Origin of the sequence: Stenotrophomonas sp. B1-1 (genome assembly GCF_010894375.1) — a bacterium.
Taxonomy (GTDB): domain Bacteria; phylum Pseudomonadota; class Gammaproteobacteria; order Xanthomonadales; family Xanthomonadaceae; genus Stenotrophomonas.
The window spans coordinates 150641-176866 of record NZ_JAAIUZ010000017.1 but is presented as its reverse complement, the minus strand read 5'-3'; the positions used below and the strand labels follow the sequence as shown (position 1 = coordinate 176866).

The 26226-nt window shown below is 65.7% G+C and carries 21 protein-coding genes and 1 tRNA gene; 9 read left to right on the top strand and 13 right to left on the bottom strand.

Features of this window, described 5'->3' with window-relative positions; translation table 11 throughout:
• Positions 1–11 precede the first annotated feature (11 nt).
• Positions 12–815 (top strand): hypothetical protein, encoded by an 804-nt coding sequence (locus G4G00_RS14085; RefSeq protein WP_164274467.1) that lies wholly within the window; start codon positions 12–14, stop codon positions 813–815.
• 60 nt (positions 816–875) lie between these two features.
• On the opposite strand, the gene G4G00_RS14080 is transcribed toward G4G00_RS14085, so the two are convergent.
• The 3 genes from G4G00_RS14080 to G4G00_RS14070 all read right to left on the bottom strand — a co-directional run bounded on the left by G4G00_RS14080 (position 876) and on the right by G4G00_RS14070 (position 3591).
• The gene (locus G4G00_RS14080) at positions 876–2255 is read right to left on the bottom strand and encodes a hypothetical protein (RefSeq protein ID WP_164274464.1); all 1380 of its coding nucleotides are present in this window, start codon (positions 2253–2255) and stop codon (positions 876–878) included.
• Between the two features lie 219 nt (positions 2256–2474).
• Positions 2475–2550 (bottom strand) — tRNA-Thr (locus G4G00_RS14075).
• Between the two features lie 36 nt (positions 2551–2586).
• Entirely contained in the window at positions 2587–3591 is a 1005-nt protein-coding gene (locus tag G4G00_RS14070) for a 2-hydroxyacid dehydrogenase (protein WP_164274461.1), read from the bottom strand.
• A gap of 194 nt (positions 3592–3785) precedes the next feature.
• Between G4G00_RS14070 and G4G00_RS14065 the strand changes: the two genes are divergently transcribed.
• From G4G00_RS14065 to G4G00_RS14050, 4 genes are all read left to right on the top strand, one after another.
• The gene (locus G4G00_RS14065) at positions 3786–4607 is read left to right on the top strand and encodes a FecR domain-containing protein (RefSeq protein ID WP_240336163.1); all 822 of its coding nucleotides are present in this window, start codon (positions 3786–3788) and stop codon (positions 4605–4607) included.
• 11 nt (positions 4608–4618) lie between these two features.
• A complete protein-coding gene (locus tag G4G00_RS14060; protein WP_164274455.1) occupies positions 4619–7405 on the top strand; it encodes a TonB-dependent receptor in 2787 nt (928 codons plus the stop codon).
• 172 nt (positions 7406–7577) lie between these two features.
• Complete coding sequence (locus tag G4G00_RS14055) at positions 7578–8534, top strand: hypothetical protein (RefSeq protein WP_164274452.1); 957 nt, start codon at positions 7578–7580, stop codon at positions 8532–8534.
• Positions 8531–9241: a hypothetical protein gene (locus G4G00_RS14050; RefSeq protein ID WP_108752494.1), complete on the top strand. Its 711-nt coding sequence runs from the start codon at positions 8531–8533 to the stop codon at positions 9239–9241. Before G4G00_RS14055 ends, G4G00_RS14050 begins: the two co-directional genes overlap by 4 nt.
• A 54-nt stretch (positions 9242–9295) precedes the next feature.
• On the opposite strand, the gene G4G00_RS14045 is transcribed toward G4G00_RS14050, so the two are convergent.
• From G4G00_RS14045 to murJ, 7 genes are all read right to left on the bottom strand, one after another.
• Entirely contained in the window at positions 9296–9967 is a 672-nt protein-coding gene (locus G4G00_RS14045) for a lysoplasmalogenase (RefSeq protein ID WP_164274449.1), read from the bottom strand.
• Positions 9964–11847 (bottom strand): M61 family metallopeptidase, encoded by a 1884-nt coding sequence (locus tag G4G00_RS14040; RefSeq protein WP_164274447.1) that lies wholly within the window; start codon positions 11845–11847, stop codon positions 9964–9966. Before G4G00_RS14040 ends, G4G00_RS14045 begins: the two co-directional genes overlap by 4 nt.
• Positions 11848–12132: 285 nt before the next feature.
• Positions 12133–13083 carry a 4-hydroxy-3-methylbut-2-enyl diphosphate reductase gene (gene ispH / locus G4G00_RS14035; RefSeq protein ID WP_164274445.1) on the bottom strand — a complete coding sequence of 317 codons (951 nt, stop codon included), beginning with the start codon at positions 13081–13083 and terminating at the stop codon, positions 12133–12135.
• A 27-nt stretch (positions 13084–13110) separates the two neighbouring features.
• Positions 13111–13635, bottom strand: coding sequence for a signal peptidase II (gene lspA / locus G4G00_RS14030; protein WP_164274443.1), 525 nt, complete (start codon positions 13633–13635; stop codon positions 13111–13113).
• Positions 13635–16466 (bottom strand): isoleucine--tRNA ligase, encoded by a 2832-nt coding sequence (ileS, locus tag G4G00_RS14025; RefSeq protein ID WP_164274441.1) that lies wholly within the window; start codon positions 16464–16466, stop codon positions 13635–13637. The genes lspA and ileS overlap by 1 nt, the downstream gene beginning before the upstream one ends.
• Entirely contained in the window at positions 16463–17410 is a 948-nt protein-coding gene (locus G4G00_RS14020; protein WP_108752489.1) for a bifunctional riboflavin kinase/FAD synthetase, read from the bottom strand. Before G4G00_RS14020 ends, ileS begins: the two co-directional genes overlap by 4 nt.
• Positions 17411–17485: 75 nt before the next feature.
• The gene (gene murJ / locus G4G00_RS14015) at positions 17486–19090 is read right to left on the bottom strand and encodes a murein biosynthesis integral membrane protein MurJ (protein ID WP_108752488.1); all 1605 of its coding nucleotides are present in this window, start codon (positions 19088–19090) and stop codon (positions 17486–17488) included.
• 117 nt (positions 19091–19207) lie between these two features.
• Between murJ and rpsT the strand changes: the two genes are divergently transcribed.
• Complete coding sequence (rpsT, locus tag G4G00_RS14010) at positions 19208–19477, top strand: 30S ribosomal protein S20 (RefSeq protein ID WP_005408560.1); 270 nt, start codon at positions 19208–19210, stop codon at positions 19475–19477.
• A gap of 202 nt (positions 19478–19679) precedes the next feature.
• Here rpsT and cgtA read toward each other — a convergent pair whose 3' ends face one another.
• From cgtA to rplU, 3 genes are all read right to left on the bottom strand, one after another.
• Positions 19680–20732, bottom strand: a complete 1053-nt coding sequence (cgtA, locus tag G4G00_RS14005) for an Obg family GTPase CgtA (RefSeq protein ID WP_108751495.1) — start codon at positions 20730–20732, stop codon at positions 19680–19682.
• Between the two features lie 194 nt (positions 20733–20926).
• Positions 20927–21190 carry a 50S ribosomal protein L27 gene (gene rpmA / locus G4G00_RS14000; protein ID WP_049467623.1) on the bottom strand — a complete coding sequence of 88 codons (264 nt, stop codon included), beginning with the start codon at positions 21188–21190 and terminating at the stop codon, positions 20927–20929.
• 18 nt (positions 21191–21208) lie between these two features.
• Entirely contained in the window at positions 21209–21517 is a 309-nt protein-coding gene (gene rplU, locus G4G00_RS13995) for a 50S ribosomal protein L21 (protein ID WP_108748943.1), read from the bottom strand.
• 303 nt (positions 21518–21820) lie between these two features.
• Here rplU and uvrA point away from each other — a divergent pair, with 303 nt between their 5' ends.
• The 3 genes from uvrA (at position 21821) to G4G00_RS13980 (ending at position 26080) form a co-directional block, all read left to right on the top strand.
• Positions 21821–24814 carry an excinuclease ABC subunit UvrA gene (gene uvrA, locus G4G00_RS13990; RefSeq protein WP_164274437.1) on the top strand — a complete coding sequence of 998 codons (2994 nt, stop codon included), beginning with the start codon at positions 21821–21823 and terminating at the stop codon, positions 24812–24814.
• The gene (locus G4G00_RS13985) at positions 24814–25221 is read left to right on the top strand and encodes a thioesterase family protein (RefSeq protein ID WP_108748941.1); all 408 of its coding nucleotides are present in this window, start codon (positions 24814–24816) and stop codon (positions 25219–25221) included. Before uvrA ends, G4G00_RS13985 begins: the two co-directional genes overlap by 1 nt.
• 133 nt (positions 25222–25354) lie before the next feature.
• On the top strand, positions 25355–26080 hold the full coding sequence (locus tag G4G00_RS13980; protein ID WP_164274434.1) for an enolase: 726 nt from the start codon (positions 25355–25357) through the stop codon (positions 26078–26080).
• Positions 26081–26226: the final 146 nt, after the last annotated feature.

The window sequence follows — 26226 nt, the reverse complement described above, 5'->3', positions numbered from 1 at the left end:
GGAGCATCCGAATGATCATAAAGGACGTCGTTGACGCCACCAGAATCAGACTGCGGTCACCCTACTTTGGCTACGCGGCATTGGCGTTCATAGGATTCAACTGGAAAGCAATTTTCCTTATCTGCCTGACAGAAGGAACTCCGACGCAGCGCCTCGATGCATTTGATGCCGCGACCTCTTTCACCAGACTTGTGATCTACCCCCTGCTTGTTGGGGCCGCTGTGGCCGCGACTTCGGAGTGGATGAGACTTGCGTTTAATTGGATTTCGTCCTACCCAGGCCAACAGATAACCTCTCTGCAGTTGACAGCCGAGCATCGCCGCCTCCTTAGAATCGCCGAACTTGAAAAGGCGCGCTCCCTACTCACAGATGCCCGCGAAATGGAATTACTCCGACGAGCCAAACAGGATGAAGCCGCAGCCGAAATTTCAGATGACGAGACCAAGGAGAAATTGCTGTCAGAGATATCCCGCATCCGTCGAGAGGCGGACGCAAAGAGCCACGCACCCGCGCCGCCTTCCGAGGCGGCAACTGAGGTCCTACGAAGCGTCGCAAGCACAAGATCAGGCGAAGCCAGAATAGTTAGCTATCTGGAAGGGGACATCATCAGTGCCGGCAAGCTAGAGGTAAGCAACGGCGACAACGCGAGACGCTACGCATTCGTCTTAGATGGAATCAACGAGCTGGTTGACCGCGGACACCTAGTGAAGAGACACTCCAGCGACTCCATGGTGACATATACACTCTCTTCAAGCGGATGGAACGAAGCAGATAAACTAACGAACTCGGAGTCACCGAGCTCATCTACATCGTAGCTCTCCGCTCGAGTGAATGTGCGGACCTCACCAGTCAAACGACATAACAACTCAGTGATGTCACCGCACCAAATTCCGGCCGGACCGCGCGGTCCGCTCAAGATTCTCGGAAAAATGCGCCGGATATGGCAACCCAAACACACGCATTACGGGAGCAAAAATAAATGGAATTTCCCGATCAGAATGCTCAGCGACGGGAATCACAGCCCCCAGTCTTGGCCTTGCATCAGGCTTGTCGCGGACAATATCCCAACTTCTTGATCGATACCGCCCCAAATGATCCATGCCAACCACTGACAGTCGCTCCCCGGTGATGGGAAGCTTTTGAAAGCCTTGCGAGTAGGTGAACCCCTTCATATCTCGGACCCACATTTCGCCTATCATCACGACCAGTGTGGCCTTTGTTATCGAAACACGATCAGCAACACTTCGCCAGAAGATGAACTTATCAACGCTATCGCCGAAACACACACTCATCGTGTCCACGACAGCCATGGTTTCATCGTACATAAACACCATGGGAACATGAAATCCAGAGTTCTCGAAGTTGAATGAAGCCAGCGCGCAAAGAGCTTCAAATGTATCTCCTGCGTTTCGACTTGAAGTTGCCATAGCTTTAATTGGCTCCAAGAGAGCCTCTCGCTCTGGGGTGATTGCGCTCCTGTCAAACTTTACCTTCTTCATCCGTTGAAAGTGAACTTTCATATCTGATAGCTTCAGGTACGCAATCTGAAGGGCCGACTCCTTTTCTACAAAGAGCGAATCAGGAGCTGGCACTTCCTTGTCCAGCACCGCCCCCATTTGCGCCGCCAGGCCGTGACACATCCGGTAGAGTGCCCCGTAAATGTATGTGAATGCCTGAAGAAGCTCCCAGTTGGGCAATGTGTTCGCTACCCAACGCCTTTCGACGCGAACGGCGGACGAATCGACCACTCCTGACGGCAAGTTCCTGCGTGCAAACCTAATGAGTCGCTTCGTCCCTGCCTGCAGCAGCTCATCCCGCCCAGTGACAAGACTGATATCGTGCTCGGCGATGTACGACCAAAATAGAGTCATGCGCAATGCGCTGTGGAGATCTAGGTCCCCTTCTTTTTCGATCATGTTCCGAGAGTCTTTAGCCCACGTCATTACGGCATCCTTTGCCCACTCTGCGGTGATGGGCCGATACCAATCGTCGAATCCAGGAATCTGATCCTTGTTTTTCTGGATGATGAAAGTGACGGTTCGCGATGTCTGCAAGAATTGATTAGTGTTTAACCGAAATAGCTCCGGCTCCATATAGGTTGCATGACAGCGCTCTAGCAGCAGCCAGAGATCAGTGAGTCTTCGCTCCCAAGCTTGCATCCCCCCCCCCCTTGCCCGATCCGGCGAAGCTCGAGAGTACCGGAACCCGACGTTGAGCTGGAACCCGCAGAGGACGAACTCATACATCTTCGTCATACGAAATCCCCTCACTTTCTCGCGACTAGAAAGCTCAGCGATCCAAGCAAGAGCGAGACCGATCGATCAAATCGGGCCTTGGCGTACCGCGAAGACAAAGTCGATCCGCAGTCAGTGGAGCCAGTCGGCAGGCGGCTGTGCCCGGATCCATTCTCGATCAATCAGTTACAAAAGGCCCAAACAAAAAGCCCCGACCAAGGCCGGGGCTTTTCATACAACTGGTGCCGGAAACAGGAGTCGAACCTGCGACCTACGCATTACGAATGCGCCGCTCTACCAACTGAGCTATTCCGGCTGAGCAGGCGATTTTACGGGCAGCCCAGCCCTCCGGTCAATCCGCCCGCACCTGGTTCGCGCAGTCCCGCCCCGCCGCGAAATCGGCCAGGTTGCCCAGGGTGATCGCCGAGATCTCCTGCAGCGCCTCTACCGTGAAGAAGCCCTGGTGGCCGGTCACCAGCACGTTGGGGAAGGTCATGAGGCGCTGGAAGGCTTCGTCGTCGATGATCTCGCCGGACAGGTCCTGGAAGAACAGCGCGCTTTCCTGTTCGTACACGTCAATGGCCAGCTGCCCCAACCGCCGCGACTTCAGCGCGCGGATCACCGCGTGGGTGTCCACCAGGGCGCCGCGCGAGGTGTTCACCAGCATCGCGCCGGGCTTCATGCGCGCCAGCGAGGCATCGTTGATCAGGTGGTGGGTGTCCGGCGTCAGCGGGCAATGCAGCGACACGATATCGGCGCGCGCCAGCAGCTCATCCAGCGCCACGCTGTCGCCCACGTCGGCGAACGCAGCCGACGGGTACGGGTCGTGCCCCAGCACCGTGCAGCCCATGCCGCGGAAAATACGGGCGGTGGCCAGGCCGATCTTACCGGTACCGACGATGCCCACCGTGCGGCCATGCAGGGTGCGGCCCAGCAGGCCATCCAGCATGAAGTTGCCTTCGCGCACGCGGTTGTAGGCGCGGTGGGTATGGCGGTTCAGGGTCATGACCAGCGCCAGCGCGTGCTCGGCCACCGCTTCGGGCGAATAGGCCGGCACCCGCGCCACGAACAGGCCCAGCCGCTGCGCTTCGGCCACGTCCACGTTGTTGAAGCCGGCGCAGCGCAGCAGTACCGCGCGCACGCCGCCGGCGTGCAGGGCCTGCAGCACCGGCGCATCCAGCCGGTCGTTCACGAACACGCAGACCGCCGCGCAGCCCTGCGCCAGGGGCGCGGTGTGAAGGTCCAGCGCGGCATCGAAGTAGACCAGTTCATGGCCCTGCCCCGCGCCCTGCTGCGCGCTGGCCTCGTCCAGGAACCGGCGATCGTACGGGCGGGCACTGAATACGGCGATCTGCATGGGTGGGCCTGCGTGGGAATCCTGCCCCGACCATAGCGCGCCGGCGCTCATGCCGCAGCACCCGGCGCGGCGACATGACCGCCGGCACTTCTACCGCCCCGCGCGCTCAGGCAGAATCCGCACTGTGCCCGTGCGTTGCGCGGGCTACGCAAGGAGCTGGGCCGCAATCCTCTCCACCACCATGGAGACTGCGAATGATTCGCAACGAGAACAAGGAAGGGACCGTGGTACTGCAACAGCCGCCACGCGCCGCACCGCGTGACAGCGCTCAGGCAATGGGCCACCCCGTGCGCCGCCGCTGGCTGCCGTTGGCGGTGGCCGCCGGCATCGGCCTGGCCGCAACGGCCGGCTGGTTGCTGTACATGGACGGCAATCCGTCCACCCGCGTATACGCCAATACCACCCATGCCGTGCAGCGGCAGATCCTGGCCGATGGCAGCGTGGCCACGCTCGATGCCGGCAGCGCGCTCAGCGCCCGCTTCGGCTGGCGCACGCGTGAACTGCAGTTGGACCAGGGCCGCGTGCAGCTGGAAGTGGCACCGTCGTCGCGGGCCCTGCGCCTGCAGGCCGGCAACAGCAGCATCCGCGATATCGGCACCACCTTCCAGGTGGAACGCCTGAACGATGGCCGCGTGGAAGTGGCCTTGCTGGAAGGCGCGGTGGAAGTGACCAGCGGCAGTGCGCAGCACACGCTGGCACCGGGCCAGCAGTTGCAGGTGCTGGCCTCTGGCCGCATCCAGCCGGGCCCGCAGTTGTCCACCACCGCCGCCGCCGAAGGCTGGCCACAGGGCGACCTGGTGTTCGACGCGACGCCGCTGTCGGTGGTGGTGGAACGCATGAACCGTTACGGCAGCACGCCGCTGGTGATTGCCGACCCGGACATTGCCGATCTGGCCGTCAGCGGCAGCTTCCGCGCAGGGGATGCGCATGAACTGCTGTCCGCCCTGCAGCTGGGGTGGTCCATCGCTGGCCAGCCGCGCAAGGATGGCGCGCTGGAACTGCGCCGCGTGTACTGAGGCCGCGGCGCATGCCGGCCGCGCAGGCGCTGCGCGCGGGGCTGCTGCTGGCCCTGCTGTGCCTGGCCGTGGTGCCGGGCCAGGCGGGCATGGCGCACGCCGGCGAACCGGCCGCCAGCACCGATTACCACATTGGCGCCGGGCCGCTGGTACCGGCGCTGCAGGCCTGGGCGCGGCACAGCGGCGTATCGCTGATCTTCGATGCACGTGAACTGGCCGACCTGCGCACCACCGGCGTGCAGGGCCGGCAGAGCCCCGCCGCAGCGCTGAAGCAGCTGGTGGCCGGCATGCCGGTGAACATCCTGCAGACCCCGGCCGGTGGCTACGTACTGCGCCGGCATGCGGCCGCGCCACCACCGCCGCCGGTGAAAGCGCCCACGCCTGCGCCGCCCCCGCCGCCCCCGGCAGCGCCGCAGGTGGAACTGGCGCCGGTACAGGTGACCGGCAGCCGCCTGCCGCGCACCTCCGTGCAGACCACGTTGCCGGTGACCGTTGTCGACCGCGACGACATTCTGCGCAGCGGCTACGGCACGCTGTTCGATCTGCTGCGCCACCTGCCCGGCATGAACGGCCACACCCCGCTGAGCACCGCACGCGGCGGTGATTCGCTGTACCTGCCGGTGGGCGCGGCGGCCACCACCAGCCTGGACGGCATGGGCCCGCGCGCCACCCTGTTCCTGGTCAACGGCCGGCGCCTGCCGCGCTACCCGATGGTGTCGTTGGCCGACGGCGCGCTGACCGATCTGGGCGGCCTGCCGCTCAGCTTCATCGAGCGCATCGAACTGGTGCGCGGTGGTGCGTCGGCCATCTACGGCGCCGATGCCATGTCCGGCGTGGTCAACATCATCCTGCGCGACCAGGCCGAGGGCAGCGAGGCCATGCTGCAGACCGGCGCCAGTGGCCACGGCGATGGCCAGCAGTACCGCGTGCAGGGCGCCACCGGCGGTGTGCGCAGCAATGGCGACCGTTGGTTCGCCGGTCTCGATCTGCACCGCATGCAGCACGTGGCCGGCGATCGCCGCGACTGGCATGCCGATACCTCGCTGTATCCGATCGGCCTGCTGATGGCCAATGGCGATTACTACCCAGCCACCGAATGCCACCCGCCGCTACAGGAAGACGACCAGGGCTGTTGGTTCGACAGCGTGCGTCCACGTTCGCTGCAGCCGGCGTCGGACACCGTGGCCGGCTACCTGCGTTACCGCCACGAGCGCGGCGAAGGCCGCTACGCGTATGTGGAAGCGCGCGGCAGCTACAACCGCCAGCGCTTCGAACTGGGCCCGACGGCGGTGGCGTTGAACTTCAACCGCACAGCCATCCTCAACGTGGTGCTGCAGGAAGGCGGCAACGTGCGCCCGCGCGTGCGCGCCAGCGAAGGTGATCTGACCGTGGGAGTGGGCCGCCAGCAGGCGGGCCGCAGCTGGGAAGCGGGCGTGAGCGCGCAGCGCAGCGAGGTGAGCCTGACCACCGATGGCGTGGTGCGCAGCGAGAAGCTGCTGGAAGCGGCGCGCGACTTCGATTTCCTGCCCGGCTTTTCCACGTTGCCGCCCGGTCTGGCCGACGACCTGTTCCCGACCATCCATAGCCGTGGCCGTACCGAACAATGGCAGGGCTGGTGGGGCATACAGCGCAGCCTGATGGCCTTGCCCGGCGGCGCGGCGCAGCTGGCCACCGGCATCGATCTGCGCCAGGAGCGCTGGACCTCGCAGCCGGACCCGCTGCTGGGCAAGGGCGAGTTGGCGCTGGGCCTGCCGATGGAACAACGCCGGCTGTCGCGCAACAGCAGTGCCGCCTATGCCGAACTGGGGCTGCCGCTGGCGAAGCGTCTGCGCGTGGACCTGGCCGCGCGCGTGGACCGCGATGCCGGGCAGACCGCGTTTTCACCACGCGCCGGCCTGCGCTGGAGCCCCAGCGAGCACTGGTCGTTCCTGCTGGCCAGCGGCCGCGGCTTCCGCGCGCCCAGCCTGTTCGAGCGGCGCCGGCCACCAGGGTATTTCGGCCTGGTCGCCCTGCCCGCTTCGGACACACTGCCCCCCTGCGCGCGGCCGCTGCGCGGCGGCGGCTGCGCGGTGCAGGTGGACGTGGTGGAAAACGATGGACTGAAGGCCGAGACCTCGCGCAGCCATTCGCTGGCGGCCAGCTGGACGCCCAGCGATGCGTTCGCGCTTACGCTGACCCACAACATCGTGGAGCTGCACAACGAGATCCTGGCGCTGCAGCCGGGGGATGCGCTGTGGAATCGCGACACCTGGGTGCTGGACGACCAGGGCCGGCTGCGTGATCTGCGCCTGTCCTTCGACAACATTGGACGCACCACCTCGCGCAACTGGGTGCTGCGCGGTGAGTACCGCATCGACAGCGGTGCCAACGGGCAATGGCAGTTCGCGCTGGATGCGCTGAAGCAACAGGAACTGAAGCGCGAGCGCAGCCACGAAGCCGCGGTGGATCTGCGCGGCCACGCCACGCCGGAACGCACCGCGATACTGACCGTGCAATGGCAGAACCCGAACTGGGACATCGCCCTGCGCGGCAACCGCGTAGGCCGCACGCGCGCCTGGCTGGCCGGCGAAACCTGCCCGGACGAACAGCGTGGCGAGGGACATTGCACGAACCCCGCGCAGCTGCGCTGGAACCTGCACGTAGCGCGCCGGCTGAGCCCACGCCTGGTGGCCGCACTGGACGTGCACAACGTGCTGGATACCGAACCGGTGAATTACCTGCCCGGCAGTGGTGGCCAGGTGGCCGGGCTGGATGACCCGCTGGGCCGGTATTTCCTGCTCACCCTGCAATTCCGCTGACACACCGTTTGTAGAGTCGAGCTTGCTCGACTGGTTTTTGTAGAGTCGAGCTTGCTCGACTGGTTTTTGTAGAGTCGAGCTTGCTCGACTGCTGTTGGCAGAAGCAGTCGAGCAAGCTCGACTCTACTGGGCGTAGTACCCTTGAGCCCCCTGCTCCATCATGCATACCCCCATGAAGTTCCAACTCTGGTTCTGGGGCGCGTTCCTGTTGTTCTTCGCGTTGCCCTTCCCCTGCATTCTCTACTTCAACACCGATTACCCCGTCGCGTTCTCCGATCGCAGCGGCCCGTGGCTGGCACTGTTGCTGCTCGGCGCTTCCGTCTCGCTCTGGCTGGGCGTGCTCTACGCCTACCTGCACTACCTGCTGCTGGCGCCGCCACGCGCCCTGTTCCGTGTGCGCAGCATCCTGACCGATGGCGAGCCGCGCGAAGTGCGCATCGAAGAGGCCGAACAGACCGGCGTGCATGTGCGTGGCTTCGCTCAATGGAAGTTGAAAGTGGCCCTGCAGAACCTGTCAGGCACCGCGATTACCGAACAGCTGGTCGTGGTCGACAGTCAGCCACAACGGCAGCGTTTCGTGGTGGGCAACATGCTTCCTGCGCGCCTGAGCCGTGATCCCGGCGTGTTTCCGAACATGGTGCTGGATGGCGCGCAGCCGGAGATCAACACAGCCAGTCTGTGGCGGCGTGGCGTGGCCGGCGCGATCGGTGTGGCGCTGGTATTCGGCGCCTACGTGCTGGCCTACCGTGCACAGCATGAGGGCATAGGCTGGACCTTCCTGTCCTTCAGCCACCCCCTGCTGGTCTGCCCGCTGGTGCTGTGCGGCTATGTGGCAGTGGTACGCGTGCTGGCACGCATGCTGCACGCCGATGCCCGCGGTGAAGCACTGAAGTTCCGTGGCATTGGCGTGCAGGCCACCGTGCTGGATGTACGCCAGACCGGCACCTACATCAACGAACAACCGCAGGTGGAATTCAGCGTGGAGTACACCGATCGCGAGGGCGTGGTGCAGCACGCCAAGCTGCGCCGCATCGTGGCGCTCATCGATCTGGCCCAGCTGCCACGTGACAACGTGAAGCTGCTCTACGACCCGGATGACCGCGCCAATGTGCGCATGGAGGACGCATGAACCGCCCGCCGTCGACCCCAGGCATCTTCGCGTTGGTGGTGCTGGCCCTGGTTGCCGGTGCGGCAGCCTGTGGCGGACTGCAGACGCTGCGTGAGACCGTGGCCGGTTACGCGCTCATGCATGCGCCGGCGACGCCCCAGCGCTATGACGCCGCAGCGCTGGAGCCCCTGTCTGCGCTTGCGGCGCCCGCTGCGGAACCCGAGCCCATTGCACCGCCTTCCAACCTGGTGCGGGACAGCGCGCGATTGCAGGCGGCACGCGACGCACTGCAGGCAATGCCAGGCCTGTCCGGCAAGCCACTGACCGTGTTCCGCAGCATCAATGTCTATGGCGATGGGCGCATCAATCTGGAACTGGTGGACCCGGACGTGCCCAGCCACGTGGACAGCTACCACTTCCAGCACGGCTACTGGCGCAAGGGCGACCCGGTGAACCCGCAGCGCATGGCGCCCACCTATACGCTGCGCAACAGCAGCGCGCCACTGCAGGATATCGACTTCACCGCCGTGGCCCGCGTGGCCCAGGCGCTGCAGGAGCAGCGCAATGTGTTGATGCGCCAGCCCGGCGAGGTCGACTACGTGTATCTGATCATCCGCAAGGGCGCGCGCCTGTCGTGGCGGCCGGACGAAGTGGACGGCGACCGTGAAACGGTACGCCTGCACTTTGACGCCGGCGGGAATCTGCTGGACGTGGCGACCAAGCGTTGAAGTGCCGGCGCCCATTTCGGGCGCCGGTTTCATTGCAGCCGAGCAAGCTCGACTCTACGCCTGGGCTACCGATCGTGCGATGGCGTACTGCGCGCCGTAATACGTTGCCAACACCAGCAACCCCGCCAACGGCAGGCCGCCACCAAAGCGATCCCACGCCAGCAGCGAATCGCTGGCCACGAACAACACACCACCGACCGCCGCCCAGCGCGCGCTTCGCGCCTGCATCAGCGGCAGCCGCGGGCGCTGCCAATGCCGCGCCAGTGCCAGCACGGCCATCGTTGCCAGCACGCCCACATACGCCAGCACCGGAACGCGCAGCGGCACTGGCAGGTGCGGCCACAACGCCAGCACATTGCCGATGGCGAACGCTCCCAGCAGCAGTGCGGCGGCCAGCAAGCCGCGCCCTGCGTGCAGGCCGTCGCGGAACGCGGCGATGTAGCACAGGTGCGCCAGCAGGAAGGCGACCAGGCCCGGCACGAACGCATCCACCGGCAGCATCAGCGCGATGTCACCCAGGCACGACAAGCCCATGCCGGCCAGCACCGCACGCCGGTAGAACGGTGATGCCGCCGGGCGCGCCTGCCAGGCAATGCCGGCGATCAGCAGCGTGGTGGCCGGCTTGGCAAACCAATGCAGCCACCGCCCCTCGCCCTGCAGGAACGCGCCGATGATGGCCAGCACGGCCACCACCAGGATCAAGCCATCGCGGCGGCCGAAGCTCATCGCGCCTTCCACAGATCCGCAAGGCGATCAGGCGCACCGGCGATGCGTTCCAGCACCGGGTACTGCAGGCCACCGTGGTAATCGATGGTCATGCTGTCGATGCGGTCAAACTGCTTCACCAGCAGCACGATCGGCGCCTTGTCCTTGGCGGCTGCGGCCACCGCGTCCTTCAGGCGTTCGCTGCTGTATTCGCGCCCGCCCACGGCCATCACCCGCATGCCCGGTGCCAGCCCTGCATTGAACGCCGGGCTGTCCCAGATCACATCGCCCACCACGCCGGTGTCCATCACGGTGGCGCCCAGCGAATACGCCAGCAACGCGGCCTTGGCGCGCTTTTCCTGCGCCTTGTAGGCCTCGTTGGGGGTATCGCGGTAGACCAGCTTCCAGCCGGCCAGTGCCAGGCCGCCGGTGAGCGAGCCCTGGCCATCCAGCCGCTGGCGCAGGAAGCTGGACCAGTCGTACGGCGCAATGTTGTTCAAGGTCGCCACCACGTCATCGAAGGTGTACGGGTTGACGTTCCAGTCGCCGTTGCCGACGCCGAAGAAGGCGCGCGCGAAATCGTCCAGGCTGCGGCGGTTGCCGCTGAGCGTGCGCAGCTTGCCGTCCACTTCCAGCCACAGCATCTGCCCGCCGGAGTAGTAGTCCTCGCTCATCTGGTAGTTGCGGTACGGCAACGTGCGGCGCTGGGCGATGGTGGGATCGTTGGTGGTGTCCTGCAGCGGGCGCCAGGCCAGGCCGGGGCGGCCACGATCATAGGTGGCGGCCACGTTGGCCAGCATGTCGCGGGCCTGCTCGACCGACCACAGGCCCGAGCGGGCGGCCAGCACCTGGCCCCAGAACTGGGTCTGGCCTTCGTACACCCACAACAGGCTGTCGCCCATGGGCGTGTTGAAGTTGGCGGTGGCCAGATCTGCGCCGCGACGGTACTTGCCGTTCCAGGAATGGGTGTACTCGTGCGGCAGCAGATCGCGCATCCACGCGTTGCTGTCCCATTCGGTGAAGTAGCCGGGGGCCGCGCTGTTTTCGCTGGAACGGTGGTGTTCCAGGCCGATGCCGCCCAGGCGGTCGGTCAGCGCCAGCAGGAATTCGTAGTGATCGTAATGGCGCGCACCGTAGAGCTTGTCGGCCTGCTGCACCAGCGCGCGATGCAGCTTGATCTGCGCATCGGTGGGCTTGAGCGATTTGGCATCGTCGGCGAAGACATTCAGGTGCACCGGTACCTTGGCGCCGGGGTCCAGATCGATGCGCTGGTGGTGCTCGCCGGCGAACAGCGGCGAATCGACCAGGTGGTCGTAGGCAATCGGCTTGAACACCACGGTGTCGCCGTCGCGGCGCGCGGTCTCCAGCGCGGTGGCATAGGCCCAGCCCTTGGGCAGGGTCACACTCGCCTGCGCCTGCAGGTTGCGCGCGTCCACGCCGGCCGGATACAGCGAATTGGCGTTCCATTGCAGGTTCAGCATTTCCGGGGTCATCACCACCCGGCCCTGGCTGCCGCCCTGCGAGGACAGGAAATCGAAGTGGGCCACGATCTCGCTCACGCCTTCGGGCACGTCCACCTTGAACGCGTAGACGTTGTACTGGTCGCGCTGCCAGGCCAGCGGCTTGCCGTTGGCGGTCACCCGCAGGCCGGCCAGCTTGTCGATGGGGCCGGTAGGCGAATGGTTGCCGGGAATCCACTGCGGGTACAGCAGGGTCATCGGGCCGGGCTTGGCCGGCACGGTGGCGGTCACCTTGAAGATGCGGCGGGCCAGGTCGCGCGCATCCACATCGATGCGCAGCAGGCCGGGCGCGGCGGCATCGCCCGGCGGCGAGGTCTGCGCCAGCGCAGGCGTGGCGCCCAGCGCGAACAGCACGGACATCACCAGGGCACGGGTCTTCATCAGGCAGGTTCCAGCAACGGTAGAGGTACCGATGCTAGGCCTGTAGGGCGTGCGGCCCCATGGCCGAAGGTCATGGGTGGGTGGCGGTATCCACGCATGGCGTGGATCTACGGGTGAGGCGCGGCCAGCAGTAGATCCACGCCATGCGTGGATGGAATTCATGGCAGAAGCGTGCGAACCAAGGTTCGCACCCACCAGGTTGGTGTCGGTTCGCACCCACCAGGTCGGTGTCGGTTCGCACCCACCAGGTCAGTGTCGGTTCGCACCCACCGCTGGGGTTACAGGTCAGTCGACCAACCGCAGCCGCAGTTCCTTCGGCAGCGCGAACACCATCGATTCCGGTTCGCCATCCAGTTCGCCCACGCCGGTGGCGCCCAGTTCGGCCAGGCGGGCCAGCACGCCATCCACCAGCACCTGCGGTGCCGATGCGCCGGCGGTCACGCCGATGTGCTGCTTGCCTTCCACCCAGCGCGGGTCGATCTCGTGCGCACCGTCAATCAGGTACGACTCCACGCCTTCACGGCGCGCCAGTTCACTCAGGCGGTTGGAATTGGAGCTGTTCGGCGAACCGACCACCAGCACCAGGTCGCAGCGCTTGGCCAGATCGCGCACGGCGTCCTGGCGGTTCTGCGTGGCGTAGCAGATGTCGTCGTTCTTCGGCCCCTGCATTTCCGGGAAACGCTCACGCAGCGCCTCGATGATGCCGCGCGTGTCATCCACCGACAGCGTGGTCTGGGTGGTGTAGGCGAAGTTCTGCGGCTGGTTGATCTGCAGCGTCGCCACCTGCTCCACGTCTTCCACCAGGTAGATCTGGCCGGTGCCCGCTTCGCGGTTCCACTGGCCCATGGTGCCTTCCACTTCCGGGTGGCCGGCATGGCCGATCAGCACCACGTCACGGCCGGCGCGGCAGTGGCGGGCCACTTCGAAATGCACCTTGGTGACCAGCGGGCAGGTGGCATCGAACACCTTCAGGCCACGGCGCTCGGCTTCCTGGCGCACGGCCTGGGAGACGCCGTGCGCGCTGAAGATGACCGTGTTGTTGTCCGGCACTTCGTCCAGTTCCTCGACGAAGATCGCGCCGCGCTGCTTCAGGTCATCGACCACGAAGCGGTTGTGCACCACTTCATGGCGGACGTAGATGGGCGCGCCCAGCGTTTCGATCGCGCGCTTGACGATCTCGATCGCACGATCGACACCGGCACAGAAACCACGCGGGTTGGCGAGCAGCACATCCATCAGTTCAGTCTCCCGGCAGCGGCCGGCTTACGGTTTCGGGGTGGCATTATCCGCCTTTTTGGCGGACTTGCCGTCGGACAGGCCAAACAGGGCAATGCCGATGGCACCGACCACGATGGCCGAATCGGCGATGTTGAAGGCCGGCCAGGTGTAACTGCCCACGTACCACTGGATGAAATCGACCACGTGGCCATGCACCTGGCGGTCGATCACGTTACCGATGGCACCGCCGATGATCAGCGCGTACGGCACGGCGGCCTTCCAGTTGCCGCGGGCGGTGCCGCGCAACCACCAGGCCATCAGCGCGCTGATGGCAATGGCCAGCAGGGTGAAGAAGTGCTTCTGCCAACCGCCGGCGTCGCTCAGGAAACTGAAGGCCGCACCGGTGTTGTAGGTGCGGTACCAGTTCCAGAAGCCGTCGATGACCACCACCGGCTGGAACTCGGGCAGGCTGGACAGCACCCAGGCCTTGGACCACTGGTCCAGGCCGATGATGGCCGCCGACAGCAGCAGCCAGACCAGGGCGTTGGGGTGCGGGCGTGCGGCGGCCATCAGAACCAGCTCCGCAGTTCACCGGCACCGGTGACGTTGCTCACGCAGCGGCCGCACAGCTCCGGGTGGTCGGCGTTGCTGCCCACGTCGACGCGGTGGTGCCAGCAACGCACGCACTTGGCCTTCTGGGTGGGCTGGGCACTGACGAACACTTCGTCGGTGGTCGCCGGGCGCACCTGCACGTCGCCACTGATGAACAGGAAGCGCAGTTCATCGGCCAGCGGCTGCCATTTCGCCGCCTGTTCTTCGTTGGCGGCAATGGTGATTTCCGCTTCCAGCGCGGCACCGATCGCGCCGTTGGCACGCATCGGCTCCAGCACCTTGGCCACCTGCTCGCGCACGGCCAGCAGCTGGTCGAAATCGGCGGCGTTGAGCTGGGCATCGGCCGGCAGCGGCGCCAGGCCGTCGTACCAGGTGGTGAACAGCACGTGGCCGGCACGGTCGCCCGGCAGGTAGCCCCACAGCTCGTCGGCGGTGAAGGTGAGGATGGGCGCGATCCAGCGGGTGAACGCTTCGGCGATGTGGTACATGGCGCTCTGCGCCGAACGACGACCGTGCGAATCGGCCGGCATGGTGTACAGGCGGTCCTTGGTCACGTCCAGGTACAGCGAACCCAGGTCCACGCTGCAGAAGTTCAGCAGCAACTGGACGATCTCGGCCATGTTGTAGTTGTCGAACGCGGCCTTGATCTTTTCCTGCAGTTCCCAGGCGCGGTGCACGATCCAGCGGTCCAGCGCCACCATCTCGTTCAGCGGGCGCAGGTGCTGGGCCGGATCGAAGCCGTCCAGGTTGCCCAGCAGGAAGCGCGCGGTGTTGCGCAGGCGGCGGTAGGCATCAGCGTTGCGCTTGAGGATTTCCTGCGACAGCGACATTTCATTGCTGTAGTCGGCCGAGGCGATCCACAGGCGCAGGATGTCCGCGCCCAGCTTGTTCATGATGTCCTGCGGCTCGATGCCGTTGCCCAGCGACTTGGACATCTTGCGGCCGTGCTCGTCCACGGTGAAACCGTGGGTGAGGCACTGCTTGTACGGGGCGCGCTGGTCGATGGCCACGCCGGTCAGCAGCGAGGACTGGAACCAGCCGCGGTGCTGGTCGGAACCTTCCAGGTACAGGTCGGCCGGCTTGCCGAAGCCACGCGCGGCCAGCACACCTTCATGGGTGACGCCCGAATCGAACCAGACATCGAGGATGTCGGTGACCTTCTCGTAGTCGGCCGCTTCGGCGCCCAGCAGTTCGCTGGCATCCAGCGAATACCACACGTCGATGCCTTCGGCTTCCACGCGATCGGCCACCTGCTGCATCAGTTCCACCGTGCGCGGGTGGATCTCACCGGTCTGGCGGTGGGTGAACAGCGCGATGGGCACGCCCCAGGTGCGCTGGCGCGAGATGGTCCAGTCCGGGCGACCGTCGACCATGCTCTGGATGCGCGCCTTGCCCCAGCTCGGGAACCAGCCCACGGTGTCGATGGCAGCCAGCGCATCGTTGCGTAGGTTGGCCTTGTCCATCGAAATGAACCACTGCGGGGTGGCGCGGAACACCACCGGCGTCTTGTGGCGCCAGCAGTGCGGGTAGCTGTGGCGGATCGGGTGGAAGGCCAGCAGCGCGCCGTTGTCGCGCAGCACGCCGACGATGGCCTCCTGCGCCTTCCACAGATGCTGGCCGGCCAGCACCACGTCACCGGCCGGCGGGGTCGATTCCAGGTACACGCCACGGCCGTCGACCGGGGTGATCTGGCCGGCGTTGTACTTGTCCAGCAGGCCGTACTTCTGGCTGACCACGTAGTCTTCCTGGCCGTGGCCGGGGGCGGTGTGCACCGCACCGGTACCGTCTTCGTCGGACACGTGTTCGCCGTTCAGCACCAGGATCTCGCGCTGCGGGTAGAACGGGTGCACCAGCAGCTGGTTTTCCAGCGCGGCACCGGTGGTTTCACCGTGCAGCACCACGTTTTCCACGCCGTAGCGCTGCAGTGCGCGCTCGGCCAGCGCGGCGGCCAGCACCAGCCAACGGCGCCTGCCGTTGTGCGCCGGGCCTTCGGCCAGCACGTAGCGGATCTCCGCGCCCAGCGAAACGGCCAGCGATGCCGGCAGCGTCCACGGCGTGGTGGTCCAGATCGGCACCGCCACTTCCACGTCGGCCGGCACGCTCACGCCAAAGGCCTGGGCCACGGCCTGCGCATCGCGCGCGGCGTAGGCCACGTCGATCGCCGGCGATTCCTTTTCCTGGTATTCGATTTCCGCTTCGGCCAGCGCCGAACCGCAGTCGAAGCACCAGTAGACCGGCTTGGCGCCGCGCACCAGGTGGCCGTTGGCCACGACCTTGGCCAGCGCACGGATCTCGTTGGCTTCGAAATCGAAGCTGAGGGTCTTGTACGGGTTGTCCCAGTCGCCGGTCACGCCCAGGCGCTTGAAATCGACGCGCTGGATGTTGATCTGCTCTTCGGCGAATTCACGGCACTTCTGCCGGAAGGCAACGGCGTCGAGCTTGGTGCCGACCTTGCCCCACTTCTTTTCCACCGCGATTTCGATCGGCAGGCCGTGGCAATCCCAGCCCGGCACGTAGGGCGCATCGAAGCCGGCCAGGTAGCGCGACTTGACGATGATGTCCTTCAGGATCTTGTTGACCGCGTGGCCCAGGTGGATGCGGCCGTTGGCGTACGGCGGGCCGTCATGCAGCACGAACAGCGGGCGGCCGGCGGCGTTGTCGCGCAGCTGCTGGTAGAGCCCCTGCTCTTCCCACCGCGCCAGAATGCCCGGCTCGCGCTTGGGCAGGTCGCCGCGCATCGGGAATTCGGTGGCTGGCAGGTTCAGGGTGGTCTTGTAGTCCTGGCTCACGCAGTGGCTCGCAATCTATGTTCGGAAAGAAGGGCGCGCGCCTGTTCGGCGTCGCGGTGCATCTGGTCGGTCAGCGCCGCCAGATCGTTGAATTTCTCTTCGTCGCGCAGCTTGGCGACGAATTCCACGTCGATGTGACGACCGTACAGGTCGCCCTGGAAATCGAACAGATGGGCTTCCAGCAGCGGCTCCACGCCTTCCACGGTGGGGCGGGTGCCGAAGCTGGACACCGACGGCCACGGCTGGTCGAACACCCCGTGTACCCAGGTCGCGTAGATGCCCGACAGCGCCGGGGTCTTGGGGAAGCGCAGGTTGGCGGTGGGGAAGCCCAGGGTGCGGCCGAGCTGGCGCCCACGCACCACCCGCCCGCTGATCGAATACGGGCGGCCCAGCAGATCGCCGGCACGGGTGAAATCGCCGGCCTGCAGCAACTGGCGGATGCGCGTGCTGGAAATGCGTTCGCCGTGCAGGTCCACCGCTTCGATCTCGCCGGCGCTGAAGCCCAGCTCGCTACCCATGGCCTGCAGCAGGGCCAGGTCGCCACGACGGCGGTTGCCGAAACAGAACTCCGGGCCGATCCACACTTCGCGCGCGCCCAGCCGGTGGGCCAGGAGCTGGCGCACGAAGGTTTCGGCCGGCATGGCCGCCATGGCCGCGTCGAAGCGCAGCAGGCCCACGGCATCCACGCCCAGGTCCTGCAGCATCTCGACCTTGCTGCGGGCCAGGGTCAGCCGCGGCGGCGGCGTGCCCTGTGCGAAGAATTCACGCGGCAGCGGCTCGAAGGCCACGGCCACGGCGGGTACGCCCACGGCGCGCGCGCGGGCGACCGCGTGGCGGACCAGCGCACGATGGCCCAGATGGAGGCCGTCGAATGCGCCGATACAGACCACGCTTCCGTTGGGGAACAGCTCCCCGCCCTCGACGCTTCTGAACAGCCTGCTCATCAACTCTCGTTCCGGCCCACCCGGGGCCGTCGCTTCAATGGTGTAACCCTGAAGTATAGCCGCCATGGGCGGCGATCAATGGCCGCGCAGGTCGCGCGGGCGGAAGCCCATGGCCACCATGGCCACCGCGTAGGTCGCGCCACCGCCGCCGACCAGCAGGCCCAGCGCGCCGATCCGCTGCCAGACACCCATGTTGCCGAAGGCCGGCAGCCAGTGCAGCAGGGCCAGCAGCACGGCCACCATGGCCACGCAGGCCAGCAGCAGGCGGGTCAGGTAGCCGCCCCAACCGGGCCGGCGCTGGTAGACATCGGTCTTGCCCAGCCAGTACCAGAGCAGGCCCAGGTTCAGGTAGCTGGACAGCGCGCTGGCAATGCCCAGCGCCAGGTGCAGGCCCGGCTGCTTGCCGATGGCGGCCATCACCCCCTGCGCCTTCAGTTCGTCGGGCACCATCACCTGGTACAGCACGGCCAGCAGGGCGAAGTTGAACACCATGTTGGCCACCAGCGCGGCCACGCCGGCACGCACCGGGGTCTTGGTGTCCTGGCGGGCGTAGAAGGCCGGCAGCACCACCTTCAGCAGGGCGAACGCCGGCAGGCCGAAGCTCAGGCCGTACACCGACAGCGCGGTCATGCGGGTGTCGAAGGCGCTGAACTGGCCGTGCTGGAAGATGGTGGCGATCAGCGGTTCGGCCAGGAACAGCAGGCCCAGCATGGCCGGCACCGAGATCAGCAGGGTCATGCGCAGGCCCCAGTCCAGCGAGCGCGAGAAGCCTTCGCGGTCGGTGCTGACGTGGTGGCGGGCCAGGGCGGGCAGGATGACCGTGCCCAGTGCCACGCCGAACACGCCCAGCGGCAGTTCCAGGAAGCGATCGGCCAGCGACAGCCAGGACTGCGAGCCATCGGTCAGCTTGGCCGCGATCACCGTGTCCAGCAGCAGGTTGATCTGCGCCACCGACGAACCGAACAGGGTCGGCACCATCAGGGTCATCACCTTGCGCACGCCCGGGTGGCTCCAGCCCCAGCGCGGCAGGGTGAGCAGGTTGATGCCCTTCAGCGACGGCAACTGGAACAGCAGCTGCAGGATGCCGGCGGCCAGCACCGCCCAGCCCAGCGCCAGGATCTGCTTTTCCGGGGTGCCGCCCAGCCGCGGCGCCAGCCACAGCGCGCCGGCGATCATGCACAGATTGAGGATGACCGGGGTCAGCGCCGGCATGGCGAAGCGCTGGAAGCTGTTCAGGGCACCACCGGCCAGGGCGGTGAGCGAGACGAACAGCAGGAAGGGGAAGGTCAGGCGGAACAGGTCGACCAGCAGGCCCTGCTTGACCGGGTCGGTATCCACGCCGCTGGAGAAGACCGAAGCCAGCTGCGGCGCGAAGATCAGCGCCAGCGCGGTGACCAGCATCAGCACCCCACCCAGGGTGCCCGCGGTGCGGGCCATCAGTTCGCGCAGCTCGGCGTGGCTGCGGGTTTCCTTCACTTCTGTGAACACCGGCACGAAAGCGGTGGCGAACGAGCCCTCGGCGAACAGCCGGCGCAGGAAATTGGGTATCCTGAAGGCGACCCAGAAAGCATCAGTGATGGCGTTGGTGCCGAACGTGGTGGTCACCACGAAGTCCCGGACAAGTCCGAGAACGCGCGAGACCATGGTCATGCTGCTGAACGACAGCAGGCCCCGCAACAACTTGGGTGAACTCACTCAGCGTCCCTCTTGACAATCGACTTGACGTGCATTTCTTACGCCATCATACTAGCTAGCTTGCTGTTCCCATAACACCGATTTTTTCAGGAAACCACCACCGTGGCCAATATCAAGTCCGCCAAGAAGCGCGCCAAGCAGACCGTCGTGCGCAACGCGCGCAACGTGGCTCAGCGCTCGATGCTGCGCACCGCTGTCAAGAAAGTGATCAAGGCGCTGGACGCCAACGATGCCGCCGGCGCCGAAGCCGCCTTCGCCGTTGCCCAGCCGATCCTGGATCGCTTCAGCGCGCGTGGCCTGATCCACAAGAACAAGGCTGCTCGTCATAAGAGCCGCCTGAACGACCGCATCAAGGCCCTCAAGGCCGCCTGATCCGGCGTTGCCGCCCTGCCCTTCGGGGTGGGGCAGCAGACAAAAGCCCGGCCCCGGCCGGGTTTTTTGTTGCCCGTGATTCTGGGATGACGTCCGGGGTCAGATCCCTCTCCTGCGGAAAAGGGATCTGACCCCAGCGTCCGGCAGCCAACAAAAAACCCGGCCGAAGCCGGGTTTTTCGCGTAGAACCCCCACAGCGCTGTTACGCGTTGCGGGCGGCTTCCAGCTCGTCTTCCTTCTGCCGATCGAAGAACGCCATGATGCGGCTCATGATCGGGAAGGTGCCTTCGCGGCCCAGCGCGGACACCAGGAACCACGGCTCCTTCCAGCCAAGCTCGGCCACGATCTGCTCGGCCGCAGCCTTCGCCTCGTCTTCGAACATCAGGTCAGCCTTGTTCAGCACCAGCCAGCGCGGCTTCTGCAGCAGCTCCGGGTCGTGCTTTTCCAGTTCGCGCTCGATGGCACGCACCTGCTCGACCGGGGAAATGCCTTCCACGCCGCCTTCCATCGGGGAAATATCCACCAGGTGCAGCAGCAGGCGGGTGCGCTGCAGGTGGCGCAGGAACTGCGCACCCAGGCCGGCACCGTCGGCCGCGCCTTCGATCAGGCCGGGAATGTCGGCGATCACGAAGCTGCGGTAGTTTTCCACCTTCACCACACCCAGGTTCGGGTACAGCGTGGTGAACGGGTAATCGGCCACCTTAGGCGTCGCCGCCGAAACGGCACGGATCAGGGTGCTCTTGCCAGCGTTGGGGAAGCCCAGCAGGCCCACGTCGGCCAGCAGCTTCAGCTCCAGCTTCAGGGTGCGCTCTTCGCCCGGCTCGCCCGGCAGCGCCTGGCGCGGCGAGCGGTTGGTCGAGCTCTTGAAGTGCATGTTGCCCAGGCCGCCGCGGCCGCCCTTGGCCACCAGCAGGCGGTCGCCGTGCTGGGTCAGGTCGCCGATGATTTCATCGGTGGCCACGTTGATGATCACGGTGCCGACCGGCACGGTGATGGTCAGGTCTTCGCCGCCCTTGCCGTAGGCCTGGCGGCCCATGCCGTTCTCGCCGCGCTGCGCCTTGAAGATGCGGTCATGGCGGAAGTCGACCAGGGTGTTCAGGTTTTCGTCGGCGCGGATGTACACGCTGCCGCCGGCACCGCCGTCGCCGCCGTCCGGGCCGCCGAGCGGAATGAACTTCTCGCGACGGAAGCCAATGCAGCCGTTGCCGCCGTTGCCGGCGAACACTTCGATTTCTGCTTCGTCTACCAGTTTCATTGTTTCGATGCCTGCGATGGGCGCGGCCTGCGTGCCGCCGCCTTGAATGTCGTGCCAGGTGCCACCTGGCAATCGGGCCGTGCCCGTTTTACCACTGATTCCAACGAAAAGCCCCGCCGAAGCGGGGCTCTTCATGCAGCGTGCTCTTCATCCGGCGCGGCCATGCCAGGGCATGGCCGGCGGATACAGCCTGATCAGGCTTCGACCGAGACGACGCTGACGGTGCGACGCTTCTTCGGGCCCTTCACCGAGAACTCCACCTTGCCGTCCGTCAGGGCGAACAGGGTGTGGTCACGGCCCAGGCCAACGCCGGTACCCGGGTGGAACTGGGTGCCGCGCTGACGCACGATGATGTTGCCGGCTTCGATGGCCTGGCCGCCAAAGATCTTGACGCCGAGGTACTTCGGGTTGGAGTCGCGACCGTTGCGCGAGGAGCCTACGCCCTTTTTATGTGCCATGACTGCTTCTCCTGATGCTTAGCCGGCGATGCCGGTGATCTCGATTTCGGTGTAGTACTGACGGTGACCCTGGCGCTTCATGTGGTGCTTGCGGCGACGGAACTTGATGATCCGGACCTTGTCAGCACGACCCTGGGACACGACCTTGGCGGTGACCGAAGCGCCGCTCAGGGCGTCGCCGATCTTGATACCGTCGCTGTCGCCCAGCAGCAGGATGTTGTCAAACTTGATCTCGCTGCCGACTTCGACTTCGAGCTTTTCGACGCGGAGCTTTTCGCCCTGCGCCACGCGGTATTGCTTACCGCCGGTGACCAGTACTGCGTACATGACCAGACTTCCTCTGTAGTTATTGTGGTCTATGGACTGCCGCCATCGAGGGCGGACAGGAGCGGAATTGTACGCAGATCAATGGGCGCCGGTCAAGTCAACCCCTGGGCGGGGCCTGCGGGGGGCCCGGAACGGGGTCAGATCCCTTTTCACACGGTGAAAAGGGATCTGACCCCTGCCTGTCAGGCGGTCTCACGGGGTGAGACGCAGGGGTGGCATTGTCGGCCATTGCCCCCATCTGGTCACCTCGGTAGGCTGATTGATTGCCGCCGCATTCGACCTGCCCCCACAACCGGATCCCCCATGGCGATGGATTTCATCCGCATCCGCGGTGCGCGGACGCACAACCTGAAGAACCTCGACCTCGACCTGCCCCGCGACAAGCTGATCGTGATCACCGGCCTGTCCGGCTCGGGCAAGTCCTCGCTGGCGTTCGATACGATCTATGCCGAAGGCCAGCGCCGCTACGTGGAATCGCTGTCGGCCTACGCCCGGCAGTTCCTGAGCGTGATGGAAAAGCCGGACCTGGACCATATCGAAGGTCTGTCCCCGGCCATTTCCATCGAGCAGAAGTCGACCTCGCACAACCCGCGTTCGACGGTCGGCACGATCACCGAAATCTACGACTACCTGCGCCTGCTGTACGCGCGGGTGGGCACCCCGCGCTGCCCCGACCACGGCTATCCGCTGGAAGCGCAGACGGTCAGCCAGATGGTGGACCAGGTGCTGACCCTGGACCCGGAACAGCGCTACATGCTGCTGGCCCCGGTCATCCGCGACCGCAAGGGCGAGCATGCGCAGGTGTTCGACCAGCTGCGCGCGCAGGGCTTCGTGCGCGTGCGGGTGGACGGCGAGCTGTACGAAATCGACGCGGTGCCGCCGCTTGCGCTGCGCCAGAAGCACACCATCGAAGCGGTGATCGACCGTTTCCGCCCGCGCGAGGACATCAAGCAGCGCCTGGCCGAAAGCTTCGAAACCGCGCTGAAGCTGGGCGACGGCATGGCCTCGGTGCAGTCGCTGGACGCCGCCGACGCCACCCCTACTCTGTTCTCGTCCAAGTATTCCTGCCCGGTCTGCGACTACTCGCTGCCCGAGCTGGAACCGCGCCTGTTCTCGTTCAACGCACCGATGGGCGCCTGCCCCGGCTGCGACGGCCTGGGCATGGCCGAATTCTTCGACCCGGCGCGCGTGGTGGTGCACCCGGAACTGTCGCTGGCCGCGGGCGCCGTGCGCGGCTGGGACCGCCGCAACGCGTACTACTTCCAGCTGATCGCCTCGCTGGCCAAACACTACAAGTTCGACGTGGATGCGGCCTGGAACTCGCTGTCGGCCAAGGTGCAGCAGGCCGTGCTGTTCGGCAGCGGCGATGAGGCCATCACCTTCACCTACTTCACCGAAGCTGGTGGCCGCACCCAGCGCAAGCACCGCTTCGAAGGCATCATCCCCAACCTGGAACGCCGCTACAAGGAAACCGAATCGGCGGCGGTACAGGAAGAGCTGGGCAAGTACATCAGCGAACACGCCTGCCCCGAATGCAACGGTGCGCGCCTGAACAAGGCCGCGCGCAACGTGTTCGTGGCCGACCGCCCGCTGCCGGAACTGGTGGTGCTGCCGATCGATGAGGCGCTGAAGTTCTTCAGCGAACTGAGCCTGCCAGGCTGGCGCGGCGAGATCGCGGCCAAGATCGTCAAGGAGATCGGCGAGCGCCTGGGCTTCCTGGTCGACGTGGGCCTGGATTACCTGACCCTGGAACGCAAGGCCGACACCCTGTCCGGCGGCGAAGCACAGCGCATCCGCCTGGCCAGCCAGATCGGCGCCGGGCTGGTGGGCGTGATGTACGTGCTGGATGAACCGTCCATCGGTCTGCACCAGCGCGACAACGAGCGCCTGCTGGGCACCCTCACCCGCCTGCGCGACCTGGGCAACACGGTGATCGTGGTCGAGCACGATGAAGATGCGATCCGCCTGGCCGACTACGTGCTGGATATCGGCCCGGGCGCCGGCGTGCATGGTGGCGAAATCGTCGGCCAGGGCACCCTGCAGGACATCCTGAACGCACCGCGTTCGCTGACCGGCCAGTACCTGTCGGGCAAGCGCGCGATCGAGATTCCGACTCGCCGCCACGCGCCCAACCCGAAGACCACCCTGCACCTGCGCGGTGCCAGCGGCAACAACCTGAAGGGCGTGGACCTGGCCATTCCGGCCGGCCTGCTGACCTGCGTGACCGGTGTGTCCGGCTCGGGCAAGTCGACCCTGATCAACGACACCCTGTTCTCGCTGGCCGCCAACGAGATCAACGGCGCCTCGCATGCCGTGGCGCCGTACAAGGAAATCGAAGGCCTGGACCTGTTCGACAAGGTGGTGGACATCGACCAGTCGCCGATCGGCCGCACCCCGCGTTCGAACCCGGCCACCTACACCGGTCTGTTCACCCCCCTGCGCGAACTGTTCGCCCAGGTGCCCGAAGCACGTGCGCGCGGCTATTCGCCGGGCCGTTTCAGCTTCAACGTGCGCGGCGGTCGCTGCGAGGCGTGCCAGGGCGATGGCCTGATCAAGGTGGAAATGCACTTCCTGCCGGACGTGTACGTGCCCTGCGACGTCTGCCACGGCAAGCGCTACAACCGCGAAACGCTGGAGATCGTCTACAAGGGCTACAACATCAACGACGTGCTGGAAATGACCGTCGAAGATGCCTTGAAGCTGTTCGAGCCGGTGCCGTCGATCGCGCGCAAGCTGGAAACGCTGGTGGACGTGGGCCTGAGCTACATCAAGCTGGGCCAGAGCGCGACCACGCTGTCCGGCGGTGAAGCGCAGCGCGTGAAGCTGTCCAAGGAACTGTCGCGCCGCGATACCGGGCGCACCCTGTACATCCTGGACGAGCCGACCACCGGCCTGCACTTCCACGATATCGAAGCGCTGCTGGGCGTGCTGCACAAGCTGCGCGACGAAGGCAACACGGTGGTGGTGATCGAACACAACCTTGACGTGATCAAGACCGCCGACTGGATCGTCGATCTGGGTCCGGAAGGCGGCCACCGTGGCGGCACCATCCTGGTGACCGGCACGCCCGAAGACGTGGCGGCCTGCCCGCAGTCCTACACCGGCCACTTCCTGGAACGCATGCTGCCGTCCACCCGCGCACGGCCGCAGCAACCGGCGGCCGTGGCCAACAAGCCCGATGCGCGCCCGCCGCGCAAGGTGAAGCCCGAACCGCCGGCGAAGAAGGCCGCCGCAGCCAAGAGCAGCGGCAAGGCCAGCAAGACCGCCACTGCCAGCAAGAAGAAGAAGGACGCCTGATGAGCAGCGAACACAAGATCCTGGCCCGTATTCCGATCAGCGTGCGCTGGCGTGACATGGACAGCATGGGCCATGTGAACAACGCCAAGTACATTTCCTACCTGGAAGAAGCGCGCGTGCGCTGGATGCTGGGCGTGGACGGCGTGTCGATGACCGACCGCATCGCACCGGTGGTGGCCGCCACCAACGTGAACTACCGCCTGCCGATCGTGTGGCCCAACGACATCCTGGTGGAACTGTTCGTGGAGCGCCTGGGCAACAGCAGCGTGACCATCGGCCACCGCATCGTGGACCAGCAGGACGAATCGAAGCTGTACTCGGACGGCAACGTGGTGGTGGTGTGGATGGACACCCAGACCGGCAAGAGCGCTCCGCTGCCGGACGCGATCCGCAGCGCATCGAGCTGATCCGCTTCTGGTAGATGCCGACCTTGGTCGGCATTTCGCCCGCCGGGCATGGCCCGGCGCTACCGGATGCTGCCCATTGTCTGGCGCGCTCGACTCTACGCCCCCGTTCTTTCGCCACTCCCAAAGGACTGACATGATCCATCACACGGAACTGAGCGACCTGCTGCCCGGCATGGTCCCCTTCCCCACCGGCGTGTTCCCCGCCGACCAGGCCTGGCTCGGCCAGCACCTGCTGCCGCTGCTGAACATCGACCTGGGTGTGCTGCGCCCGGAACTGGCCGGCCAGGTGGCCACCATGCTGTGCCCGATCGAGCCGTATGACGGCTGTATCGGCGAGAGCACCGAAGAACACCACAACGCGTTCACCGGCACCAACTGGATCGCCTTCGAACTGACCGCCGACAACCAGATGCGTTTCCTCGGCAACGAAGGCTATTTCATCGGTGAGCAGGTGCAGGACACGCACGCGCAGGAACACATCTCGCAGATGCGCGAGAGCTACGCCAAGGCGCGCGATTACCATGCCGTCAACGGCCGCCTCGCCGGCTATTCGCGCTTTGGCAAGGGCGAAGCCAGCGAGCGGGACTACCTGGATTCGCTGGGCGGCCCGATCGGTTTCGGCAACTGGACCGAGACCGCAGAAATCCCCGCCGCCTTCGCGCTGGACTTCACTGAAGCAGCCGATGACCCGGATGCGCCGGAGGATGCCGAAACGGTGATCATCAGCCGCGATGGCCACAAATTCTTCGCCGTGGCCGAGGTGGCCGGCTACAACTGGTGTGCCACCGGCGCCGATGCCATCGTGATGCTGTACGAGCCGGTGAGCCGCACGGTGTTGTTCTCGTACGACTGGACGTAAGCCGACCGCGCAGCGCGCGCCGGGCATGACCCGGCGCCGCACTTCGTAGAGTCGAGCTTGCTCGACTGCTGCCTTTCGTAGAGTCGAGCTTGCTCGACTGCTCTTGCTTGAAGCAGTCGAGCAAGCTCGACTCTACGGTTCACGGC